This is a genomic window from Jeotgalibacillus sp. ET6 (assembly GCF_029667115.1).
Taxonomy (GTDB): domain Bacteria; phylum Bacillota; class Bacilli; order Bacillales; family Jeotgalibacillaceae; genus Jeotgalibacillus.
On the sequence record NZ_JARUIU010000013.1, the window covers coordinates 1 to 17,939 of the forward strand.

The 17,939-nt window shown below is 43.2% G+C and carries 19 protein-coding genes and 1 other annotated feature; all 19 genes read left to right on the plus strand.

Features of this window, described 5'->3' with window-relative positions:
* Positions 1-339: 339 nt before the first annotated feature.
* The 19 genes from P6709_RS18540 (at position 340) to nusG (ending at position 17,798) form a co-directional block, all read left to right on the plus strand.
* Positions 340-801, plus strand: coding sequence for a CtsR family transcriptional regulator (locus P6709_RS18540; protein WP_278242416.1), 462 nt, complete (start codon positions 340-342; stop codon positions 799-801).
* 14 nt (positions 802-815) lie between these two features.
* Positions 816-1,364, plus strand: coding sequence for a UvrB/UvrC motif-containing protein (locus P6709_RS18545; protein WP_278242417.1), 549 nt, complete (start codon positions 816-818; stop codon positions 1,362-1,364).
* Positions 1,361-2,440, plus strand: coding sequence for a protein arginine kinase (locus tag P6709_RS18550; RefSeq protein ID WP_278242418.1), 1,080 nt, complete (start codon positions 1,361-1,363; stop codon positions 2,438-2,440). Before P6709_RS18545 ends, P6709_RS18550 begins: the two co-directional genes overlap by 4 nt.
* Positions 2,437-4,881, plus strand: a complete 2,445-nt coding sequence (gene clpC, locus P6709_RS18555; protein WP_278242419.1) for an ATP-dependent protease ATP-binding subunit ClpC — start codon at positions 2,437-2,439, stop codon at positions 4,879-4,881. Before P6709_RS18550 ends, clpC begins: the two co-directional genes overlap by 4 nt.
* Positions 4,882-4,984: 103 nt before the next feature.
* Positions 4,985-6,361 carry a DNA repair protein RadA gene (gene radA, locus P6709_RS18560; protein WP_278242420.1) on the plus strand — a complete coding sequence of 459 codons (1,377 nt, stop codon included), beginning with the start codon at positions 4,985-4,987 and terminating at the stop codon, positions 6,359-6,361.
* Between the two features lie 3 nt (positions 6,362-6,364).
* Positions 6,365-7,435 (plus strand): DNA integrity scanning diadenylate cyclase DisA, encoded by a 1,071-nt coding sequence (disA, locus tag P6709_RS18565; protein WP_278242421.1) that lies wholly within the window; start codon positions 6,365-6,367, stop codon positions 7,433-7,435.
* A 201-nt stretch (positions 7,436-7,636) separates the two neighbouring features.
* Entirely contained in the window at positions 7,637-8,737 is a 1,101-nt protein-coding gene (locus tag P6709_RS18570; RefSeq protein WP_278242422.1) for a PIN/TRAM domain-containing protein, read from the plus strand.
* A 24-nt stretch (positions 8,738-8,761) separates the two neighbouring features.
* The gene (gene ispD, locus P6709_RS18575) at positions 8,762-9,448 is read left to right on the plus strand and encodes a 2-C-methyl-D-erythritol 4-phosphate cytidylyltransferase (RefSeq protein WP_278242423.1); all 687 of its coding nucleotides are present in this window, start codon (positions 8,762-8,764) and stop codon (positions 9,446-9,448) included.
* 58 nt (positions 9,449-9,506) lie between these two features.
* Positions 9,507-9,983, plus strand: coding sequence for a 2-C-methyl-D-erythritol 2,4-cyclodiphosphate synthase (ispF, locus tag P6709_RS18580; RefSeq protein ID WP_278242424.1), 477 nt, complete (start codon positions 9,507-9,509; stop codon positions 9,981-9,983).
* A 25-nt stretch (positions 9,984-10,008) separates the two neighbouring features.
* Complete coding sequence (gltX, locus tag P6709_RS18585) at positions 10,009-11,466, plus strand: glutamate--tRNA ligase (protein WP_278242425.1); 1,458 nt, start codon at positions 10,009-10,011, stop codon at positions 11,464-11,466.
* A gap of 66 nt (positions 11,467-11,532) precedes the next feature.
* Positions 11,533-11,754, plus strand: a binding site (T-box leader).
* A 106-nt stretch (positions 11,755-11,860) separates the two neighbouring features.
* Positions 11,861-12,526: a serine O-acetyltransferase gene (gene cysE, locus P6709_RS18590; RefSeq protein ID WP_278242426.1), complete on the plus strand. Its 666-nt coding sequence runs from the start codon at positions 11,861-11,863 to the stop codon at positions 12,524-12,526.
* Entirely contained in the window at positions 12,507-13,907 is a 1,401-nt protein-coding gene (gene cysS / locus P6709_RS18595; protein ID WP_278242427.1) for a cysteine--tRNA ligase, read from the plus strand. Before cysE ends, cysS begins: the two co-directional genes overlap by 20 nt.
* 3 nt (positions 13,908-13,910) lie before the next feature.
* Entirely contained in the window at positions 13,911-14,339 is a 429-nt protein-coding gene (locus P6709_RS18600; RefSeq protein WP_278242428.1) for a Mini-ribonuclease 3, read from the plus strand.
* Positions 14,336-15,079 carry a 23S rRNA (guanosine(2251)-2'-O)-methyltransferase RlmB gene (gene rlmB, locus P6709_RS18605; protein WP_278242429.1) on the plus strand — a complete coding sequence of 248 codons (744 nt, stop codon included), beginning with the start codon at positions 14,336-14,338 and terminating at the stop codon, positions 15,077-15,079. The genes P6709_RS18600 and rlmB overlap by 4 nt, the downstream gene beginning before the upstream one ends.
* Before the next feature lie 6 nt (positions 15,080-15,085).
* Complete coding sequence (locus tag P6709_RS18610) at positions 15,086-15,598, plus strand: NYN domain-containing protein (protein WP_278242430.1); 513 nt, start codon at positions 15,086-15,088, stop codon at positions 15,596-15,598.
* Between the two features lie 106 nt (positions 15,599-15,704).
* Positions 15,705-16,325 carry an RNA polymerase sporulation sigma factor SigH gene (gene sigH / locus P6709_RS18615; RefSeq protein ID WP_278242467.1) on the plus strand — a complete coding sequence of 207 codons (621 nt, stop codon included), beginning with the start codon at positions 15,705-15,707 and terminating at the stop codon, positions 16,323-16,325.
* Positions 16,326-16,525: 200 nt separating this feature from the next.
* On the plus strand, positions 16,526-16,684 hold the full coding sequence (gene rpmG / locus P6709_RS18620) for a 50S ribosomal protein L33 (RefSeq protein WP_442905370.1): 159 nt from the start codon (positions 16,526-16,528) through the stop codon (positions 16,682-16,684).
* Between the two features lie 69 nt (positions 16,685-16,753).
* A complete protein-coding gene (gene secE / locus P6709_RS18625) occupies positions 16,754-16,933 on the plus strand; it encodes a preprotein translocase subunit SecE (RefSeq protein ID WP_278242431.1) in 180 nt (59 codons plus the stop codon).
* A gap of 331 nt (positions 16,934-17,264) precedes the next feature.
* The gene (gene nusG, locus P6709_RS18630) at positions 17,265-17,798 is read left to right on the plus strand and encodes a transcription termination/antitermination protein NusG (protein WP_278242432.1); all 534 of its coding nucleotides are present in this window, start codon (positions 17,265-17,267) and stop codon (positions 17,796-17,798) included.
* Positions 17,799-17,939 lie beyond the last annotated feature (141 nt).

The window sequence follows — 17,939 nt, forward strand, 5'->3', positions numbered from 1 at the left end:
AAGTTAAGCTCTTCAGCGCCGATGGTAGTTGGGGGTCTCCCCCTGTGAGAGTAGGACGTCGCTAGGCACTAAAAAAAGAGTCATTCCCTTTGGGGAATGGCTTTTTTTTGTGCTGTACACTGATAAAAATGTTCCAGCTGTTCACCTTCATTTGTTGCATGGTCATGCAGATATTCGTTTGATTAAGCTAGCGCATTGTTTTATTTTCATGTATTTAATAGAGGATTCAACAGGCGGGAAATCTTTTTACTACCACTCAGCTCACCCTATTTGCAAAAAGATCGAAACGTATTGTATAATTTATGTCAAAGATAGTCAAAGTCAAAGGAGGTGGGGGTTGTGAAAAACATATCTGATGTCATTGAAAAGTATTTAAAGCAGGTTTTAGAAGGCAGTGGAAGTGAAATAGTGGAAATAAAGAGAAGCGAAATTGCAGACAAATTTCAATGCGTGCCTTCTCAAATCAATTATGTAATTAATACCCGTTTTACAGTAGAGCGGGGATATGTTGTGGAAAGTAAGCGGGGCGGAGGCGGCTATATACGTATTATAAAGGTCAAAAGCCATGATCAGTCCCATCTTATTGATCAGATATCAGAGCTTCTTCAATCTCATATAGCACAAGCCACAGCGGAAGACGTAGTGTATAGACTGCTGGATGAAGACTGTATTTCCAAAAGAGAGGCGAAACTGATGCTGAGTGCGATGGATCGAGCTACACTTAAAATTCCGTTGCCTCTGCGTGATGAAATTCGCGCAAGAATGTTAACGGCTATGATAACAACATTAAAATATAAATAAATGAGGTGAGAGGGATGGTTTGTCAAGAGTGTCAGCAGCGTCCCGCAGCATTGCATTTTACGAAAGTAGTGAACGGGGAAAAAACAGAGGTTCATTTGTGTGAGGTTTGTGCGCAAGATAAAGGAGATTCCTTTTTATCTAATGATGCAAGTGCCTTTTCGTTCAATAATTTACTTGCGGGTCTTTTGAATATTACTCCAGTTGTACAGCAGCCTAACCAATCACAGCATTCTGAAAAAGAAACAATTCGCTGCAAGGAATGCAATTTAACCTTTCCGCAATTTTTAAAAATTGGAAAATTCGGCTGTCCTTCCTGTTATGAATCTTTTCGTGATCAGCTTCCCCCTATTTTGAAACGGCTTCACAGCGGAAATGAGGTTCATCAGGGGAAACTTCCTGAGCGCGAAGGCGGGACAATTCATGTGAAAAGAAAAATCAGTGAGCTAAGAACAGAATTAAAGGAATTAGTGAATGAAGAAGAATTTGAAAAAGCAGCGGGAGTCCGCGATCATATACGCTCTCTTGAAAAAGATATCGATAAGCAGGGAGGTGAGCAGCCTTGACACTTGAAAAGTTTTTGACGAAGGCTGTTACTTCCTGGATGAACGAAGAAGGACCTTATTCAGAAATTGTGTTATCAAGTCGAATACGATTAGCGAGAAATAGCAAACACCATTCATTCCCTACCGTTTTTACTGAAAAAGAGGCAGCGGACGTTTCTGAAAAAGTGAAACAGAGTATGAAAGAGGCCGGGGAAGCACTTGAACTTTTGGAAATGAAAGAACTCCAGGAGCTTCAAAAACGTGTACTGGTCGAAAAACATCTGATTAGTCCAAATCTTGCTGAAGATTCAGCTTCATCTGCTGTATGGCTGTCAGATGAAGAAGATATCAGTATTATGGTAAATGAAGAAGATCATCTGCGCATTCAGTGTCTGTACCCTGGATTACAGTTAAAAGAAGCGCTGCGAAAGGCAAATGAACTTGACGATTCAATTGAAGAACACTTTGATTATGCATTTGATGAGCAGCTTGGTTATTTGACCACGTGCCCTACAAATGTTGGCACAGGCTTACGGGCATCTGTTATGATGCACTTACCGGGTTTGATGATGACGAACCAGATGAATAGAATTATTCCGGCTATTGGACAATTTGGTCTTGTGGCTAGAGGAATTTACGGGGAAGGCAGCGAAGCTTTAGGTAACATCTTTCAAATTTCTAATCAAACCACGCTTGGAAAATCTGAGGAAGACATTGTAGAAGATCTCTTACGGGTTGTTCACCAAATTATTGCCCAGGAGAAAGCAGCGCGCGAAGCTTTGGTTCAGACTTCAGGTGTTCAGCTTGAAGATCGTGTTTTCAGATCCTATGGTGTATTAAGATATAGCCGTGTCATAGAATCTAAAGAAGCTGCTAAATGTTTATCGGATGTGCGTTTAGGAATTGATTTAGGGTATATAAAGGATGTACCTCGGACGATTTTAAACGAACTGATGATTCTTACTCAGCCAGGATTCCTTCAGCAATACGCAGGAGGGTTTTTGCGTCCTTTTGAACGTGATTTGCGAAGGGCCTCATTAATACGTGAACGGTTAGAAATGGATGATTCACAGCTAAAAGGAGGAACAGACCTATGATGTTTGGACGGTTTACGGAGAGAGCACAAAAGGTATTGGCGTTGGCACAGGAAGAGGCAATTCGTCTTTCCCATTCAAATATTGGCACTGAACATATCCTGCTTGGGCTTGTTCGAGAAGGAGAAGGCATTGCTGCGAAGGCATTAAAGAGCCTGAATCTAAGCACGGAAAAGATTCAGGAAGAAGTTGAGGAACTGATCGGCAAAGGTACTGAACAGTCACCAAGCGTTCATTATACCCCGCGGGCAAAAAAAGTGATTGAGCTTTCAATGGATGAAGCACGTAAATTGGGCCATTCATATGTAGGCACTGAGCACATCCTTCTTGGGTTAATCCGTGAAGGAGAAGGTGTTGCAGCACGGGTATTAAGCAATCTGGGTGTCAGTTTAAATAAAGCAAGACAACAAGTGCTTCAGCTGCTGGGCAGCAATGAAGCAAGTGGTCACCAAGGCAGCTCCAATGCCAATGCGAGTACACCAACACTCGATGGACTGGCACGTGATCTTACCGTTATTGCGCGTGAAGGCAGCCTCGATCCGGTTATTGGCAGAAGCAAAGAAATTCAACGCGTAATTGAAGTGCTGAGCCGCCGGACTAAAAACAATCCTGTGTTGATTGGAGAACCAGGGGTCGGTAAAACAGCGATCGCAGAAGGACTTGCGCAGCAGATTGTGCAAAATGAAGTGCCGGAAATTCTGCGCGACAAACGGGTTATGACGCTTGATATGGGTACGGTAGTCGCAGGAACAAAATATCGTGGTGAATTTGAGGACCGTTTGAAAAAAGTAATGGATGAGATTCGCCAGGCAGGAAATATCATTCTGTTCATCGATGAGCTTCATACGCTGATTGGAGCAGGAGGAGCAGAAGGTGCAATCGATGCCTCAAATATCTTAAAACCATCACTAGCACGCGGTGAATTACAGTGTATCGGTGCTACTACACTTGATGAATATCGAAAATACATTGAAAAAGATGCAGCATTAGAGCGCCGTTTCCAGCCAATTCAAGTAGATGAGCCGACAGCTGAAGAATCTGTTCAGATTCTAAAAGGGCTGCGCGACCGCTATGAAGCACATCACCGCGTATCGATTACAGATGCAGCGATTGATGCGGCTGTAAAATTATCAGACCGTTATATTTCAGATCGTTTTCTTCCCGATAAAGCCATTGATTTAATCGATGAAGCAGGCTCAAAAGTGCGTCTTCGTTCTTATACAACGCCTCCTAATTTAAAGGAGCTTGAAGCAAAATTAGAGGGAATCCGCAACGAAAAGGATGCAGCTGTTCAAAGTCAGGAATTTGAAAAGGCCGCTTCTTTACGGGATTCTGAACAAAAGACAAAAGAAAAACTGGATGAAACGAAAAAGATCTGGAAAGAAAAACAGGGTCAGGAAAATACAGAAGTAACGGTTGAAGATATCGCTCATGTGGTATCAACCTGGACTGGAGTTCCGGTTTCCCGTCTGGCAGAAACCGAAACACAAAAGCTGCTGAATCTCGAGGAAACACTCCACAACCGCGTCATCGGCCAGGGAGATGCTGTAACAGCCATATCCAAAGCCGTTAGACGGGCGAGAGCCGGTTTAAAAGATCCGAAACGCCCAATCGGTTCATTTATTTTCTTAGGACCTACAGGTGTTGGTAAAACGGAACTTGCACGAGCTCTTGCGGAATCCATGTTTGGCGATGAAGACGCAATGATCCGAATCGACATGTCAGAATACATGGAAAAACATTCAACATCCCGTCTTGTAGGGTCGCCACCAGGGTATGTCGGATATGAAGAAGGCGGTCAACTAACAGAAAAAGTCCGCCGCAAACCTTATTCAGTCGTTTTGCTTGATGAGATTGAAAAAGCGCATCCTGACGTATTTAATATTTTGCTCCAGGTGCTTGAGGATGGCCGTTTGACGGATTCAAAAGGACGGACGGTAGATTTTCGCAATGTCGTATTAATTATGACGTCCAACGTTGGGGCAAGTGCATTGAAATTCAATAAAAATGTCGGGTTTAATGTTCAGGACTCCAAACAGGATTATAAGGACATGAAAGGACAAGTGCTTGAAGAATTGAAGCGCGCTTTCCGTCCGGAGTTTTTAAACAGAATCGATGAAATGATTGTCTTCCATTCACTTGAAAAAGACCACCTCAAAGAAATCGTCACGCTTATGGCGAACGAGCTGGTTAAGAGACTAAAAGAGCAGGATATAAAACTTTCTATAACAGAAGCAGCAAAAGAAAAAATCGCAGATGAAGGATTTGATCCTGAATATGGAGCAAGACCGCTGCGCCGTGCGATTCAAAAGCATGTGGAAGACCGTTTATCCGAAGAGCTGTTAAAAGGAAACGTGCTTGCAGGCTATACGGTTGAAATTGATGTAGAAGGCAAAGAGTTCGTTGTAAACCGCAAAGAAGAAGCAGGTTCCACTGCGAATTAATGGCTGATACAGAAGATCTTTAAATCAATCAATTAGTGCACGTGTGTCAGCCTCAAACACGTGCACTATTTTTTTATAAACCTTGCAAGGAGATGGAAATAGAGTGGCCAAAAAGAAAACAAAATTCATGTGCCAGTCATGCGGCTATGAATCTGCAAAATGGATGGGCAAATGCCCAGGCTGCGGTGAGTGGAACACGATGGTAGAAGATGTATCCATCACAGGGAAGCAGCCAAGAAAAACATTTACGCATACACCTGAAGGAAGTTCGGTTAAAGCAACTCCTCTTGTATCAGTTAAATCCATTCAGGAACCGCGAGTTGAGACGAAAAGCGGAGAATTAAATCGTGTTCTTGGCGGAGGTGTGGTTCCGGGCTCGCTGATTTTAATCGGAGGAGATCCGGGCATTGGAAAGTCCACCTTGCTTTTACAGGTATCCTCTCAGCTTGCAGAAACAAAAAATAAAGTGCTTTATATTTCAGGAGAGGAATCTGTAAAGCAAACGAAACTCCGTTCTGATCGATTAAACGTTACTTCTGAAAACTTATATGTTTATGCAGAAACGAATTTAGAATCGATCCACCACTCCATCGAACAATTGTCCCCGGATTTTGTAGTCATTGATTCGATTCAAACCGTCTATCATCCTGAAGTCACTTCAGCCCCTGGCAGTGTCACTCAAGTAAGGGAATGTACAGCTGAGCTGATGCGCATTGCCAAAATGAAAAATATCGCTATTTTTATTGTGGGCCATGTGACAAAAGAGGGCTCCATTGCAGGTCCACGAATATTAGAGCATATGGTTGATACCGTGCTGTACTTTGAAGGAGAACGGCATCATACGTACCGGATTTTGCGGGCTGTGAAAAACCGGTTTGGCTCTACAAATGAGATGGGTATTTTTGAAATGAAGGAAACGGGATTAGAAGAAGTGTTAAATCCGTCGGAAATTTTCCTCGAAGAAAGATCTCAGGGAGCAGCGGGCTCCACTGTAGTAGCCTCAATGGAAGGAACGCGTCCGGTGCTGGTTGAAATACAGGCGCTCGTGACCCCTACAAGCTTTAATAACCCGCGGCGAATGGCAACAGGAGTGGATCAAAGCAGGGTTTCTCTTTTAATGGCTGTTCTTGAAAAAAGAGTAGGTCTGCTTTTACAGCAGCAGGATGCCTACTTAAAAGTAGCCGGCGGCGTCCGCCTTGATGAACCGGCAATTGATCTGGCAGTTGCGATAAGTATTGCTTCAAGCTTTAAAGATAAGCCTTCGAGTGGTACTGATTGCATTATTGGAGAAGTAGGGCTGACGGGAGAAATACGGAGAGTATCCCGGATCGAACAGCGGGTGCAGGAGGCTGCAAAGCTGGGATTTAAAAGGGTCTTTATTCCAGCCAATAATATTGGAGGATGGAAGTTCCCTGAAGACATACAAGTCGTGGGTGTTTCAGATGTAAATGAAGCGTTAAAGAAAGTATTGGGGGATTAAAAAATGGAAGAAAAAAGAAAGCAGGAACGGGCCATTGACATCGTTCAGCTCGTAGCCCCGGGCACTCCATTCAGAGAAGGGCTCGATAATGTTTTGCGCGCAGGAACGGGCGGACTGATTGTCGTAGGATACAACGAGAAAATGAAATCCATTGTAGATGGAGGCTTTCAAATTCATTGCCCATTTTCTCCAACATTTTTATATGAACTGGCTAAGATGGACGGAGCCATTATTTTAAATGAAACAGGAAACAAAATTTTAATTGCCAATGCCCAGCTCGCCCCGAGTCCGATGGTTCCCTCTTCAGAAACGGGCATGAGGCACAGAACAGCAGAACGTGTAGCAAGGGAAACAGATGCCTTAGTGATCGCCATTTCTCAGAGAAGAAACGTCATTACTTTATACAAGGGGACGTTTCGATACGCGCTGAAAGAGATTGCTGTCATTTTAGCAAAAGCCAATCAAGCGGTTCAAACATTGGAAAAATACCGAGTGGTGCTTGATCAAAGCATCTCCCATTTAACACTTTTGGAATTCGAGGAAATGGTAACGTTTGGGGACGTTCTTCAGGTACTGCACCGTTTTGAAATGGTTCTGCGCATAAAAAATGAACTGTTGGTTTATTTAAATGAATTAGGAACAGAGGGCAGGTTAGTCCGTTTGCAGATGAACGAATTAATTGCCGACATGGAAGAAGAAGCGATGATGATAATGCGGGATTACGCGAAGGACAGACATATTAAATCCTTTGAGCTCCTTAATCGTTTTCAGGATATGGTAACGTCTGAGGTGTTGGAAGATGGCGCCCTCATGAAGCTGCTTGGGCACAGCGGCTATACACCGGCGGAAGATTTGACAGAGCCAAGAGGGTATCGTGTGCTTAGCAAAATTCCCCGCCTGCCCATTATGATCATTGAAAATTTAATCAATGAGTTTTCTCACTTAAACCAAATGGTCAAAGCGTCCGTTCAAATGCTTGATGATGTAGAGGGAATTGGAGAAGTCAGAGCAAAAAAAATTAAAGAAGGTCTGCGGCTGATTAAAGATCAATCGATAGCCGACAATCAGCTGTGAAATAATGGATTGCCAGCTTTGTAGATATATGATATGATATGTCGTTTTGTATAAATTGACTTTCTAATGAACATCATGCTACGCTTTTTAAAATAAGAAAGTAGATTTTCAAGTGAAATGTACTGAAATATTCATTTTTATTGCTTTTAGCAAGGTTTGAAATAAACAAATTGGTAAATAATGAAACAAGGAGGTGAAGGAATGTTAAGACGAATCGTACAAGTGTGTTTTTTGATTTTAGGTGGAACCCTGGGCGTATTTTTAATTCCTGAATTGTTGTTTGGGCCTTTAGGTGTAGATAACGCACTTATTAATAATCCCTATGTAACTGCTATTTTAGGAGCTATTATTTTTTATATTATCTTATTTTGGCTGATTGACCACGTAGTGGAATTCCTTAAGTGGTGTGAGGATCGACTGGTGGAAGCGCCGGTGACAGATCTGCTTTTTGGTACACTCGGATTGATCATCGGATTGATCGTAGCGTTCCTGCTGGGTGTAGCGATCAATGATATTCAAATTTTGATTGTCAATACAGTAGCGCCTATTTTACTAACGCTGATATTGGGCTATTTAGGTTTCCGGGTTGGGTTTACCAAACGGGATGAATTGATTCAGCTATTTACGAAAAACCCTGCCAAAAAAACACTTGATATTAATGGACAGCAGCAAATGGTGGAACCTCCTGCCTCTAAAAGGCACAAAATCCTGGATACCAGTGTCATTATAGATGGGCGGATTGCAGACATTTGCCAGACGGGTTTTCTAGATGGAGAAATCGTCATTCCTCAATTTGTACTGGGTGAGCTTCAGCATATCGCGGATTCTTCCGATGCATTAAAACGAAATCGCGGACGCCGCGGACTTGATATCCTTAAACGGATTCAGCGGGATATTCCCATCCAGGTCACCATTTATGAAGGGGACTTTGAAGAAATCCATGAGGTGGACAGCAAGCTTGTGAAGCTGGCCAAAGTATTGAATGGAATTGTCGTGACCAATGACTTTAATTTAAATAAAGTTTGTGATCTGCAGGACGTTCAAGTGCTGAATATCAACGATTTGGCCAATGCGGTTAAACCGGTTGTATTGCCTGGTGAAGAGCTTCATGTTCAAATGATTAAAGATGGCAAGGAACAAAACCAGGGAATCGCCTATCTCGATGACGGGACCATGATTGTTGTGGAAGACGGGAAAAACTTTATTGGCAAACATATAGATGTAATCGTAACAAGTGTTCTTCAGACATCAGCAGGCAGAATGATATTTGCAAAACCGAAAGCATACGAAAAAGCGCTTTAATCGCATAGAACAGGAGTTAGTCAAATGGAGTATGAAGTGATTATCCCTGCTGCCGGAAAAGGAAAAAGGATGGGGGCAGACCGAAATAAATTGCTGCTTACTATAGACGGCAAACCGGTTATTATTCATACACTTCAGGTATTTGAGGAAGACCCGCTGTGCAAGGGGATTATTCTTGCTGTTAGCCCGGATGACCGAAAAGTGCTTGAAGGGCTGCTTGCGGAATATTCCATTCATAAAGTGGTCGCCATGGCTGAGGGCGGGAAGGAAAGACAGCAGAGCGTTTATCACGCCTTGCTCCACGCAACTGCATCTATCGTGATGGTGCATGACGGGGCCAGACCCTTTATTCAGCAGGCGGCGATACATGAACTGGCCGAACAGGCATTTCAAACAGGTGCTGCTATAGCGGGAGTGCCTGTTAAAGATACAATGAAAGTGATCCGTGAAGGAACAGTTGCGCACACGATAGATCGTTCAAGCTTGTGGTCGATTCAGACGCCGCAGGCTTTTCGTCTTTCTTTGCTGCTTAAAGCAAATCAGGAAGCAGTGAAAAATGGTTTTAATGGAACCGATGATGCTTCCCTTCTTGAACAAATTGGTGAAAAAGTTCAAGTTGTAGAGGCAGATTATGATAATATAAAGCTGACGACAAAAGAAGACCTTTTTTTTGCTGAAGCCATTCTTAAAAAAAGGAAAAGCGGATGTTAAAATACAAGAATTAGCTATGTTTGAACAAGTGAAACAGAGTTAAAAATGAGGTGAAAGTATGTTTCGAATCGGACAGGGCTATGATGTTCATCAATTAACAGAGGGCAGACCTCTTATTCTTGGAGGGGTTACGATTCCTCATGAAAAAGGACTGCTTGGCCATTCAGATGCGGATGTGCTGCTTCATGTAGTAGCAGATGCAGCGCTCGGGGCAATTGGTGCAGGAGATATAGGCAAGCATTTTCCTGATACTGATCCTGCTTTTAAAGGAGCGGATTCCGCGAAGCTGCTTGAGCATGTATGGGATCTTGTGAAAAAAGAAGGCTACCATTTGGCTAATATTGATTGTACGATTATCGCACAGCGGCCGAAAATGGCTCCGCATATAGAAGAGATGAGGGAGCGGATTGCCGGACTCCTTGACGCGTCAAAAGAACAAGTGAATGTTAAAGCCACCACGACAGAAAAGCTCGGCTTTGCAGGTCGTGAAGAAGGCATCGCCGCTCAGGCAACCATTTTAATTCAGGCAAAATAAGAAGTACAAAATAGGAGGATTACTTATGTCTACAGAAGTTCGTGTGCGTTATGCACCAAGTCCAACCGGCCACTTACATATAGGGAATGCGCGTACAGCCCTATTTAATTATTTATTTGCTAAAAATCTAGGCGGGAAATTTATCATCCGCATTGAAGATACTGATTCAAAACGTAATATTGAAACTGGAGAAGAGTCACAGCTGCGGTATTTAAAGTGGCTTGGCATCGAGTGGGATGAAAGCATTGACGTTGGGGGAGAGTACGGACCATACCGCCAGTCAGAGCGAAATGATCTCTATGAAAAGCATTATAACGAACTGCTCCAAAAAGGTCTTGCCTATAAATGCTACTGTACTTCAGAGGAGCTTGAAGCAGAACGGGAAGCACAAACTGCAAGAGGAGAAATGCCAAGATACAGCGGGAAGTGCCGCAATTTAACGGATGAAGACCGTGCCGCTTTAGAAGCAGAGGGACGCGAGCCGAGCATACGTTTTGCAGTGCCTGCCGGTAAGACTTATACGTTTAACGACATGGTGAAAGATGATGTATCCTTTGAAAGTGATGGCATTGGTGATTTTGTTATCGTTAAAAAGGACGGCATTCCTACGTATAACTTTGCAGTAGCAGTAGATGATCATTTTATGAAGATTTCTCATGTGCTGCGCGGGGATGACCATATCTCTAACACACCGAAGCAGCTGATGATCTTTGAAGCATTCGGATGGGAAGCACCCATATTTGGTCACATGACGCTCATTGTGAATGAAAACCGTAAAAAATTAAGCAAACGTGATGAATCGATTATCCAGTTCATTGAGCAGTATAAAGATCTTGGCTATCAGCCGGATGCCTTATTTAACTTTATTGCACTTCTTGGCTGGTCTCCTAAAGGGGAGGATGAACTTTTCTCTAAAGAGCAATTCATCGAAATCTTCGATGCGGACCGGTTATCTAAATCACCAGCGGTTTTTGATTCACAAAAGCTGGTTTGGATGAATAATCAGTACTTGAAAAATCTTGATTTGGATGAAGTTGTAAAGCTTGCTGTTCCTCACCTGGAAGAAGCGGGACGAATTTCAAAGGACCGTTCAGCTGAAGAAGAAGAATGGGTGCGGAGCCTGGTTGCTCTTTATCAGGAGCAAATGAGTTTCGGAGCTGAAATCGTTTCTCTATCAGAATTGTTCTTCAAAGAGGAGATTACGTACGATGAAGAGGCAAGCGCAGTACTGGCAGAAGAACAGGTTCCGGAAGTAATGGGAGAGCTCGCAAGCCAGCTTACGGCTTTGGAAAACTTTGAATCAGCAGAAATTAAAAAAGCCATAAAAGCCGTTCAAAAACAAACGGGTCATAAAGGAAAAAAATTATTTATGCCGATTCGTGTTGCAGTTACCGGTCAAACACACGGCCCTGAGCTTCCTAATGCGATTGAAGTGTTAGGCAAAGAAAGAGTTCTCGCTCGTGTAAGCAAGCTTTCGAATTAACATTTTTATTTAAATGGTATATGATATATTTACAAGCATACATTAACTACGTTTATAAGAAACTTGAGTAAAGCTGAGACGAGGAAAAGTAAGAAAAGGAACCCGATAAGAGAGAACCACCATCCGGCTGAAAGTGGTTCAGGCAACTCCTTTTCCCAACATGCACCTCTGAGCCTTTTGCCGAAACGTTAGTAGGCATAAGCGGCACGGACCGTTATTTCCGATTAAGTGGGGAGCCCGTATCTTAGGCTTCAAACAGAGTGGAACCGCGTGTAAGGCGTCTCTGTCAATTGACAGAGGCGTTTTTTTTGTTTTTATAAGGCCACATTTCCAATAAGATTAGTCTGATTATCAATGATATATACTGCTTGTGCAGCAAAAGGGGGGGAAAGCGATGTTTAAGCGAGTCAAGGAAGATATTGAAACGGTTTTTGATCAGGATCCTGCAGCAAGATCCGCTATTGAAATTATTTTAACGTATTCTGGACTGCATGCCATCTGGGGCTACCGGGTTGCTCATGTCTTTTACCGTCGGAAATTGTATTTTATTGCCCGGGTAATATCTCAGCTCGCGCGATTTTTCACGGGCATCGAAATCCATCCCGCAGCCCAAATCGGCAGACGCTTTTTTATCGATCATGGCATGGGAGTTGTGATCGGAGAAACATGTGAAATTGGAAATAATGTTACGGTATTTCAGGGCGTCACACTTGGAGGAACAGGAAAGGAAAGAGGGAAGCGTCATCCCACCCTCGAAGATAACGTACTGGTTGCAACAGGGGCAAAAGTGCTGGGTTCCATCACCATTGGGGAAAACTCTAAAGTAGGAGCGGGTTCTGTTGTTCTGCATGATGTGCCAGCCAATTCCACCGTTGTCGGTATTCCAGGAAGAGTGGTTGTTCGCAACGGGGTGAAATGCCGCCGTGATTTAAACCATCAGGATATGCCGGATCCGATCTGGGACCGTATGCGTCACCTGGAAACAGAACTTGTATTTGTAAAAGATCAGCTGAAGAAAGAAAGAGAGAGGAGCTCAAACAATGAGCATTCAACTTTATAATACAGTCACACGAAAAAAAGAACAATTTACTCCACAGGAAGAAGGCAAGGTTTCCATGTACGTGTGCGGACCTACTGTCTACAATTATATCCACATTGGAAATGCACGCCCCGCGATTGTATTCGACGCGGTTCGCCGTCATTTGGAATACCGGGGATACGATGTTAACTTCGTGTCGAATTTTACGGACGTGGATGATAAATTGATTCGTGCAGCCAATGATCTTGGTGAAGATGTGCCGGCAGTAGCTGAACGATTTATCAATGCCTATTTTGAGGATGTGGAAGCGCTTGGGTGCAAAAGAGGTACAGCCCACCCGAGGGTGACTGAAAATATTGACTTGATTATCGAGTTTATACAAACATTGGTCGACAAGGGATATGCATATGAATCAGCAGGAGATGTATATTACCGGACACGCAAATTCAAAGAATACGGAAAATTATCCCACCAATCGATCGATGAACTCCGGATTGGTGCCAGAATCGAATCAGACGAGCGAAAAGACGATGCGCTGGATTTTGTATTATGGAAAGCCGCAAAGGAAAGTGAAATTTCCTGGGAAAGTCCATGGGGAGCGGGGCGTCCTGGCTGGCATATAGAATGCTCCGCAATGGCGCGTAAATATCTGGGAGACACGATAGATATCCATGCAGGAGGCCAGGACCTTGCTTTCCCTCACCATGAAAATGAAATTGCACAGTCTGAAGCATTAACAGGGAAGTCATTTGCAAATTACTGGATGCATAACGGCTACATCAATATCGATAATGAGAAAATGTCCAAATCTCTTGGCAACTTTGTACTGGTGAATGACATTTTGAAAGAGCATGACCCTCAAGTGCTTCGTTTCTTTATGCTGTCCGTGCATTACCGTCACCCAATCAATTACAACCTGGAACTGCTCAATGCAGCAAAAGCAGGTCTGGATAGAATCCGCACTTCGTATGAAAATCTGCTTCACCGTAAAGGACTAAGTGCGAACCTGGCGGAGAATAATGAGCAGTGGCTGAAAGAAATAAATAAAACCAAACAAACGTTCGGTAAGGCGATGGATGATGACTTTAACACAGCGAATGCCATTTCAGTTCTGTTTGATTTATCCCGTCAAGCGAACCATTATTTAAGAGAAAAAAACACATCAGTGGAAGTCATCAATGCGTTTACAGCAGCGTTTGACGAGCTTGCAGGAGTGCTTGGATTTTCGATGACACAGGAAAAAGAATTGCTTGATCAGGATATAGAGGACTTAATCAAAAAACGCGAACAGGCTCGTAAAGACCGGGACTTTAAAACAGCAGATGCCATCCGGGACCAGCTAAAAGAACTGAATATCATCCTAGAGGATACGGCACAAGGCATCCGCTGGAGAAGAGGCTGAGTTATGAGCGCTGACAACCAGACTGCACTCGACCCAAAACAATTAAACGCACTTGCACTTGCCTACATGGGAGATGCTGTCTATGAGCAATATGTGAGACATCATCTTCTCCTGCAGGGGACGGTAAGACCTAATTTTCTCCAGAAAGCGTCGATTCAGTATGTTTCTGCTAAAGGACAATGCTTTGTGCTGAGGGCACTGACACAAGACTCCTTCTTTTCAGAAGCGGAGGAAGCTGTCATCCGGAGAGGCAGAAATGCAAAATCAGGAACGGTGCCGAAAAATGTCGATGTTCAGACGTATCGCTACAGCACGGCTTTTGAAGCATTAATCGGGTATTTATATTTAACGGAACAGCAAGAACGTTTAGATGAGGTTGTTTCGCAATCCATTGCCATCATGATGGACAAGCTGAAAGGAGAATCAAAATGAGCGAAGAATTTATAGGAGGCAAAAACCCGGTTATTGAAGCCTTAAAATCGGGGCGTGATATTAATAAAGTCTGGATTGCTGAAGGTTCTCAGAAAGGACAGATGCAGCAGGTTATCCACTTAGCTAAAGAAGCGGGAGTCCTGGTTCAATTTGTGCCGAAGAAAAAAGTAGATCAGCTTTTAGAAGGACAGCACCAGGGGGTAGTCGCGTCAGTCGCTGCGTATCAATATGCAGAAGTGGACGATATGATCGCGCTCGCCAAAAGCCGGAATGAGGATCCTTTTATCCTGATTCTCGACGAACTCGAAGACCCTCACAATCTCGGCTCCATTATGCGTACAGCAGATGCAACTGGAGCACACGGCATTATCATACCAAAGCGCCGTGCTGTGGGGCTGACTGCTGCAGTAGCAAAAGCTTCAACAGGCGCGATTGAACATATCCCGGTTGCCCGTGTCACGAATCTTGCCCGTACAATCGATGATTTAAAAGAGCAGGGACTGTGGATTACCGGAACAGATGCAAAAGAAAGTCAGGACTACCGCCGTTTCGATGCGACCATGCCGCTTGGATTAGTCATTGGAAGTGAGGGGAAGGGAATGGGCAGATTAATCAGGGAAAAATGTGATTTTCTTGTTCATTTACCTATGTCGGGTCATGTCACATCATTGAATGCTTCCGTTGCAGCAAGTATTCTGATGTACGAAATTTATCGAAAACGTCATCCCCTGGAAAGCTGACCGGCCATGAACAATGTTCTTCTCGTCGATGGCTACAATATAATCGGCGCATGGCCGGAACTAAATGAATTAAAATCCCATAATCTCGCTGCAGCTCGAGACCGGTTAATTGAAACGATGGCTGAATATCAGGGCTATACAGGATACCGGGTCATTATTGTATTTGACGCCCAATTTGTTCAGGGCATTGCAAAAAAGCATCGGCATTACAATCTCGACGTGTTCTTTACAAAAGAAAATGAAACAGCGGATGAACGGATCGAAAAGCTGGCGATTGAATTAAATGACATAAAAACGCAGGTGATTGTCGCAACGAGTGATTTCACTGAGCAATGGGTCATATTTGCGCAAGGCGCATTGAGAAAATCTGCCAGAGAATTATTAATTGAAACAAAACAAATCGAAAAGAAAATTGAAAAAAGGGTCCGCAAAATACAGGAACAGCGGCCTTCCTCCACTATTCCGCTGTCAGAAGAAGTAGCTCAAATATTCGAAAAATGGCGCAGAGGAGATAAATGAGCGGTTGACGCTCTGAAAAACTGTGCTGTATAATATTTCTATCTATTGTTTTTGAGCGGTCGGGGGGATCCATTTGAACGATTACAAACGGGTAGCAGATGATCGAATGAATTTTCAAATGCTGGAAGATGATCAGATTATTGAACTTGTTCATAAGGGAAACACAGAAGCATTAGACTATTTAATCACAAAGTACCGCAATTTCGTCAGAGCAAAAGCAAGATCGTATTTTTTGATTGGCGCCGACAAGGAAGATATTATCCAGGAAGGCATGATCGGCTTATACAAAGCGATACGAGATTACAAGGAAGAAAAGCTTACCTCTTTTAAAGCATTTGCGGAGCTTTGCATCACCCGTCAAATCATCACGGCCATAAAAACGGCAACTCGTCAAAAGCATATTCCTCTTAATTCTTATATCTCACTTGATAAACCTATCTATGATGAAGAATCAGACAGGACGCTTATGGATGTTATTTCCGGGGCGAAGCCTACTGATCCGGAAGCACTAATTATTCATAGAGAAGAATTTAGTAAAATAGAAGATAAAATGGCAGAACTGCTTAGCGATCTGGAGAGGCAGGTCCTGTCTTTATACCTGGATGGTCAGTCGTATCAGGAAATATCTGCATTGCTTGACCGGCACGTTAAGTCGATTGACAACGCATTGCAGCGAGTAAAACGCAAACTGGAGCGCTATTTGGAAGCGCACGAGCTGATGTTTTAATCGTCAGCTCCTGTTGACAGCGGGGAATCAAGGTGTTATTTTTTAAGATGTTAGGTGAAGAGATGATGGAAAAATTATGTCTTTGAGACAATGTGTCATCCGACATATCGTTCTAGCATGAATGGCGCCTTTTTCTTCTTGATGAGAGAAAGCTGTTCACAATAGCAACCGCTTCCTAACTAGTATTCATCCTAAAAGGAATGACCATCGTGGGTAAAAAGTCAGCTCTTGCTTGTACAGTCTGCGGCACACGGAACTATTCTGTGCCTCAGGGAAAAGACAAGCAGTCCGATAGATTAGAATTAAAAAAGTTTTGTCGCCATTGCAACGCTCATACGTCTCATAAGCAGACGATTTAAAAGAGCGGTCCTTTCGCTGGAAACAGGGAACGGACAATCGAAATCAGATTGGTTGGAGGGTACATCAGCATGGGTAAAATCAGCAGCTTTTTTCGTAACGTTTCCTCTGAAATGCGGAAGGTCAGCTGGCCGAAGCGTAAAGAGTTAACACGTTACACCATTACAGTTCTTTCAACTGTAGTTTTTGTCGCTCTGTTTTTTTTCGTAATTGATATGGGTATTACGGCTGTCATTGACTGGGTATTATAATGAGAGATCGGAAATCTCTTCGTATATGCAAGAGATTTCGTGTACAATAGAATGAGAAATGCAGAAGCCCGTTTAACGGGTTTTTTCATTGGGCAAAAATAAGACAAACCATAATTGTATAAGAGTCCTTTTATATAGTTTCGTGTCACGGCTGCTGCCGGTGCTATGCTTATGCACGAACAGCCTGTACATTTAATTGGTATTCCGTCGAGGCAAGTAAATCATAAACTGCTTCCCCAGCCAGGCAAAAAAAACGCCTGTACGGAGAATACGCTTATGTCTGCCGGAGCTAAACGCTCACCTGCACATTAAATTTAAGGAGGGAAAATTTTTGGAGAAGAATTGGTATGTTGTTCATACGTATTCAGGCTATGAAAATAAAGTAAAAATGAATTTAGAAAAGCGTGTCGAGTCCATGGGAATGTCTGATAAGATTTTCCGTGTGGTCATCCCTGAAGAGGAAGAGACCGAGATCAAGGATGGCAAAGCGAAAACTGTGAAGAGAAAAACATTTCCAGGATATGTGCTTGTGGAAATCGTCATGACAGACGACTCATGGTATGTAGTCCGCAACACGCCGGGTGTAACAGGCTTTGTGGGATCCTCAGGCGGCGGTTCGAAGCCTACTCCTCTGCTTCCGGAAGAAGTTACTCAGCTTCTGAAAAGCATGGGAATGCAGGAACGTACGGTTGAAGTGGACTTTGAAGTCGGAGAAAGCGTCACTGTAAACGAAGGGCCATTTGCTAATTTTGCTGGAGTGATTGAAGGTATTGATACAGCGAAAGGCAAAGTGAAAGTCCTGGTTAATATGTTCGGCAGAGAAACACCGGTTGAGCTTGACTTTATGCAAATTAACAAAATATAATTAGAAACATCTTGAATTCTGATTCCAAAGGTGGTAACATCTTTTAAGTCAGTATGTCTCAATAGAGAGACTGAACTAACATTTACATTCTTTATATAAAAGAATTGGATTATTGAGTGGGAGGGTATCAAGCCCTATTAC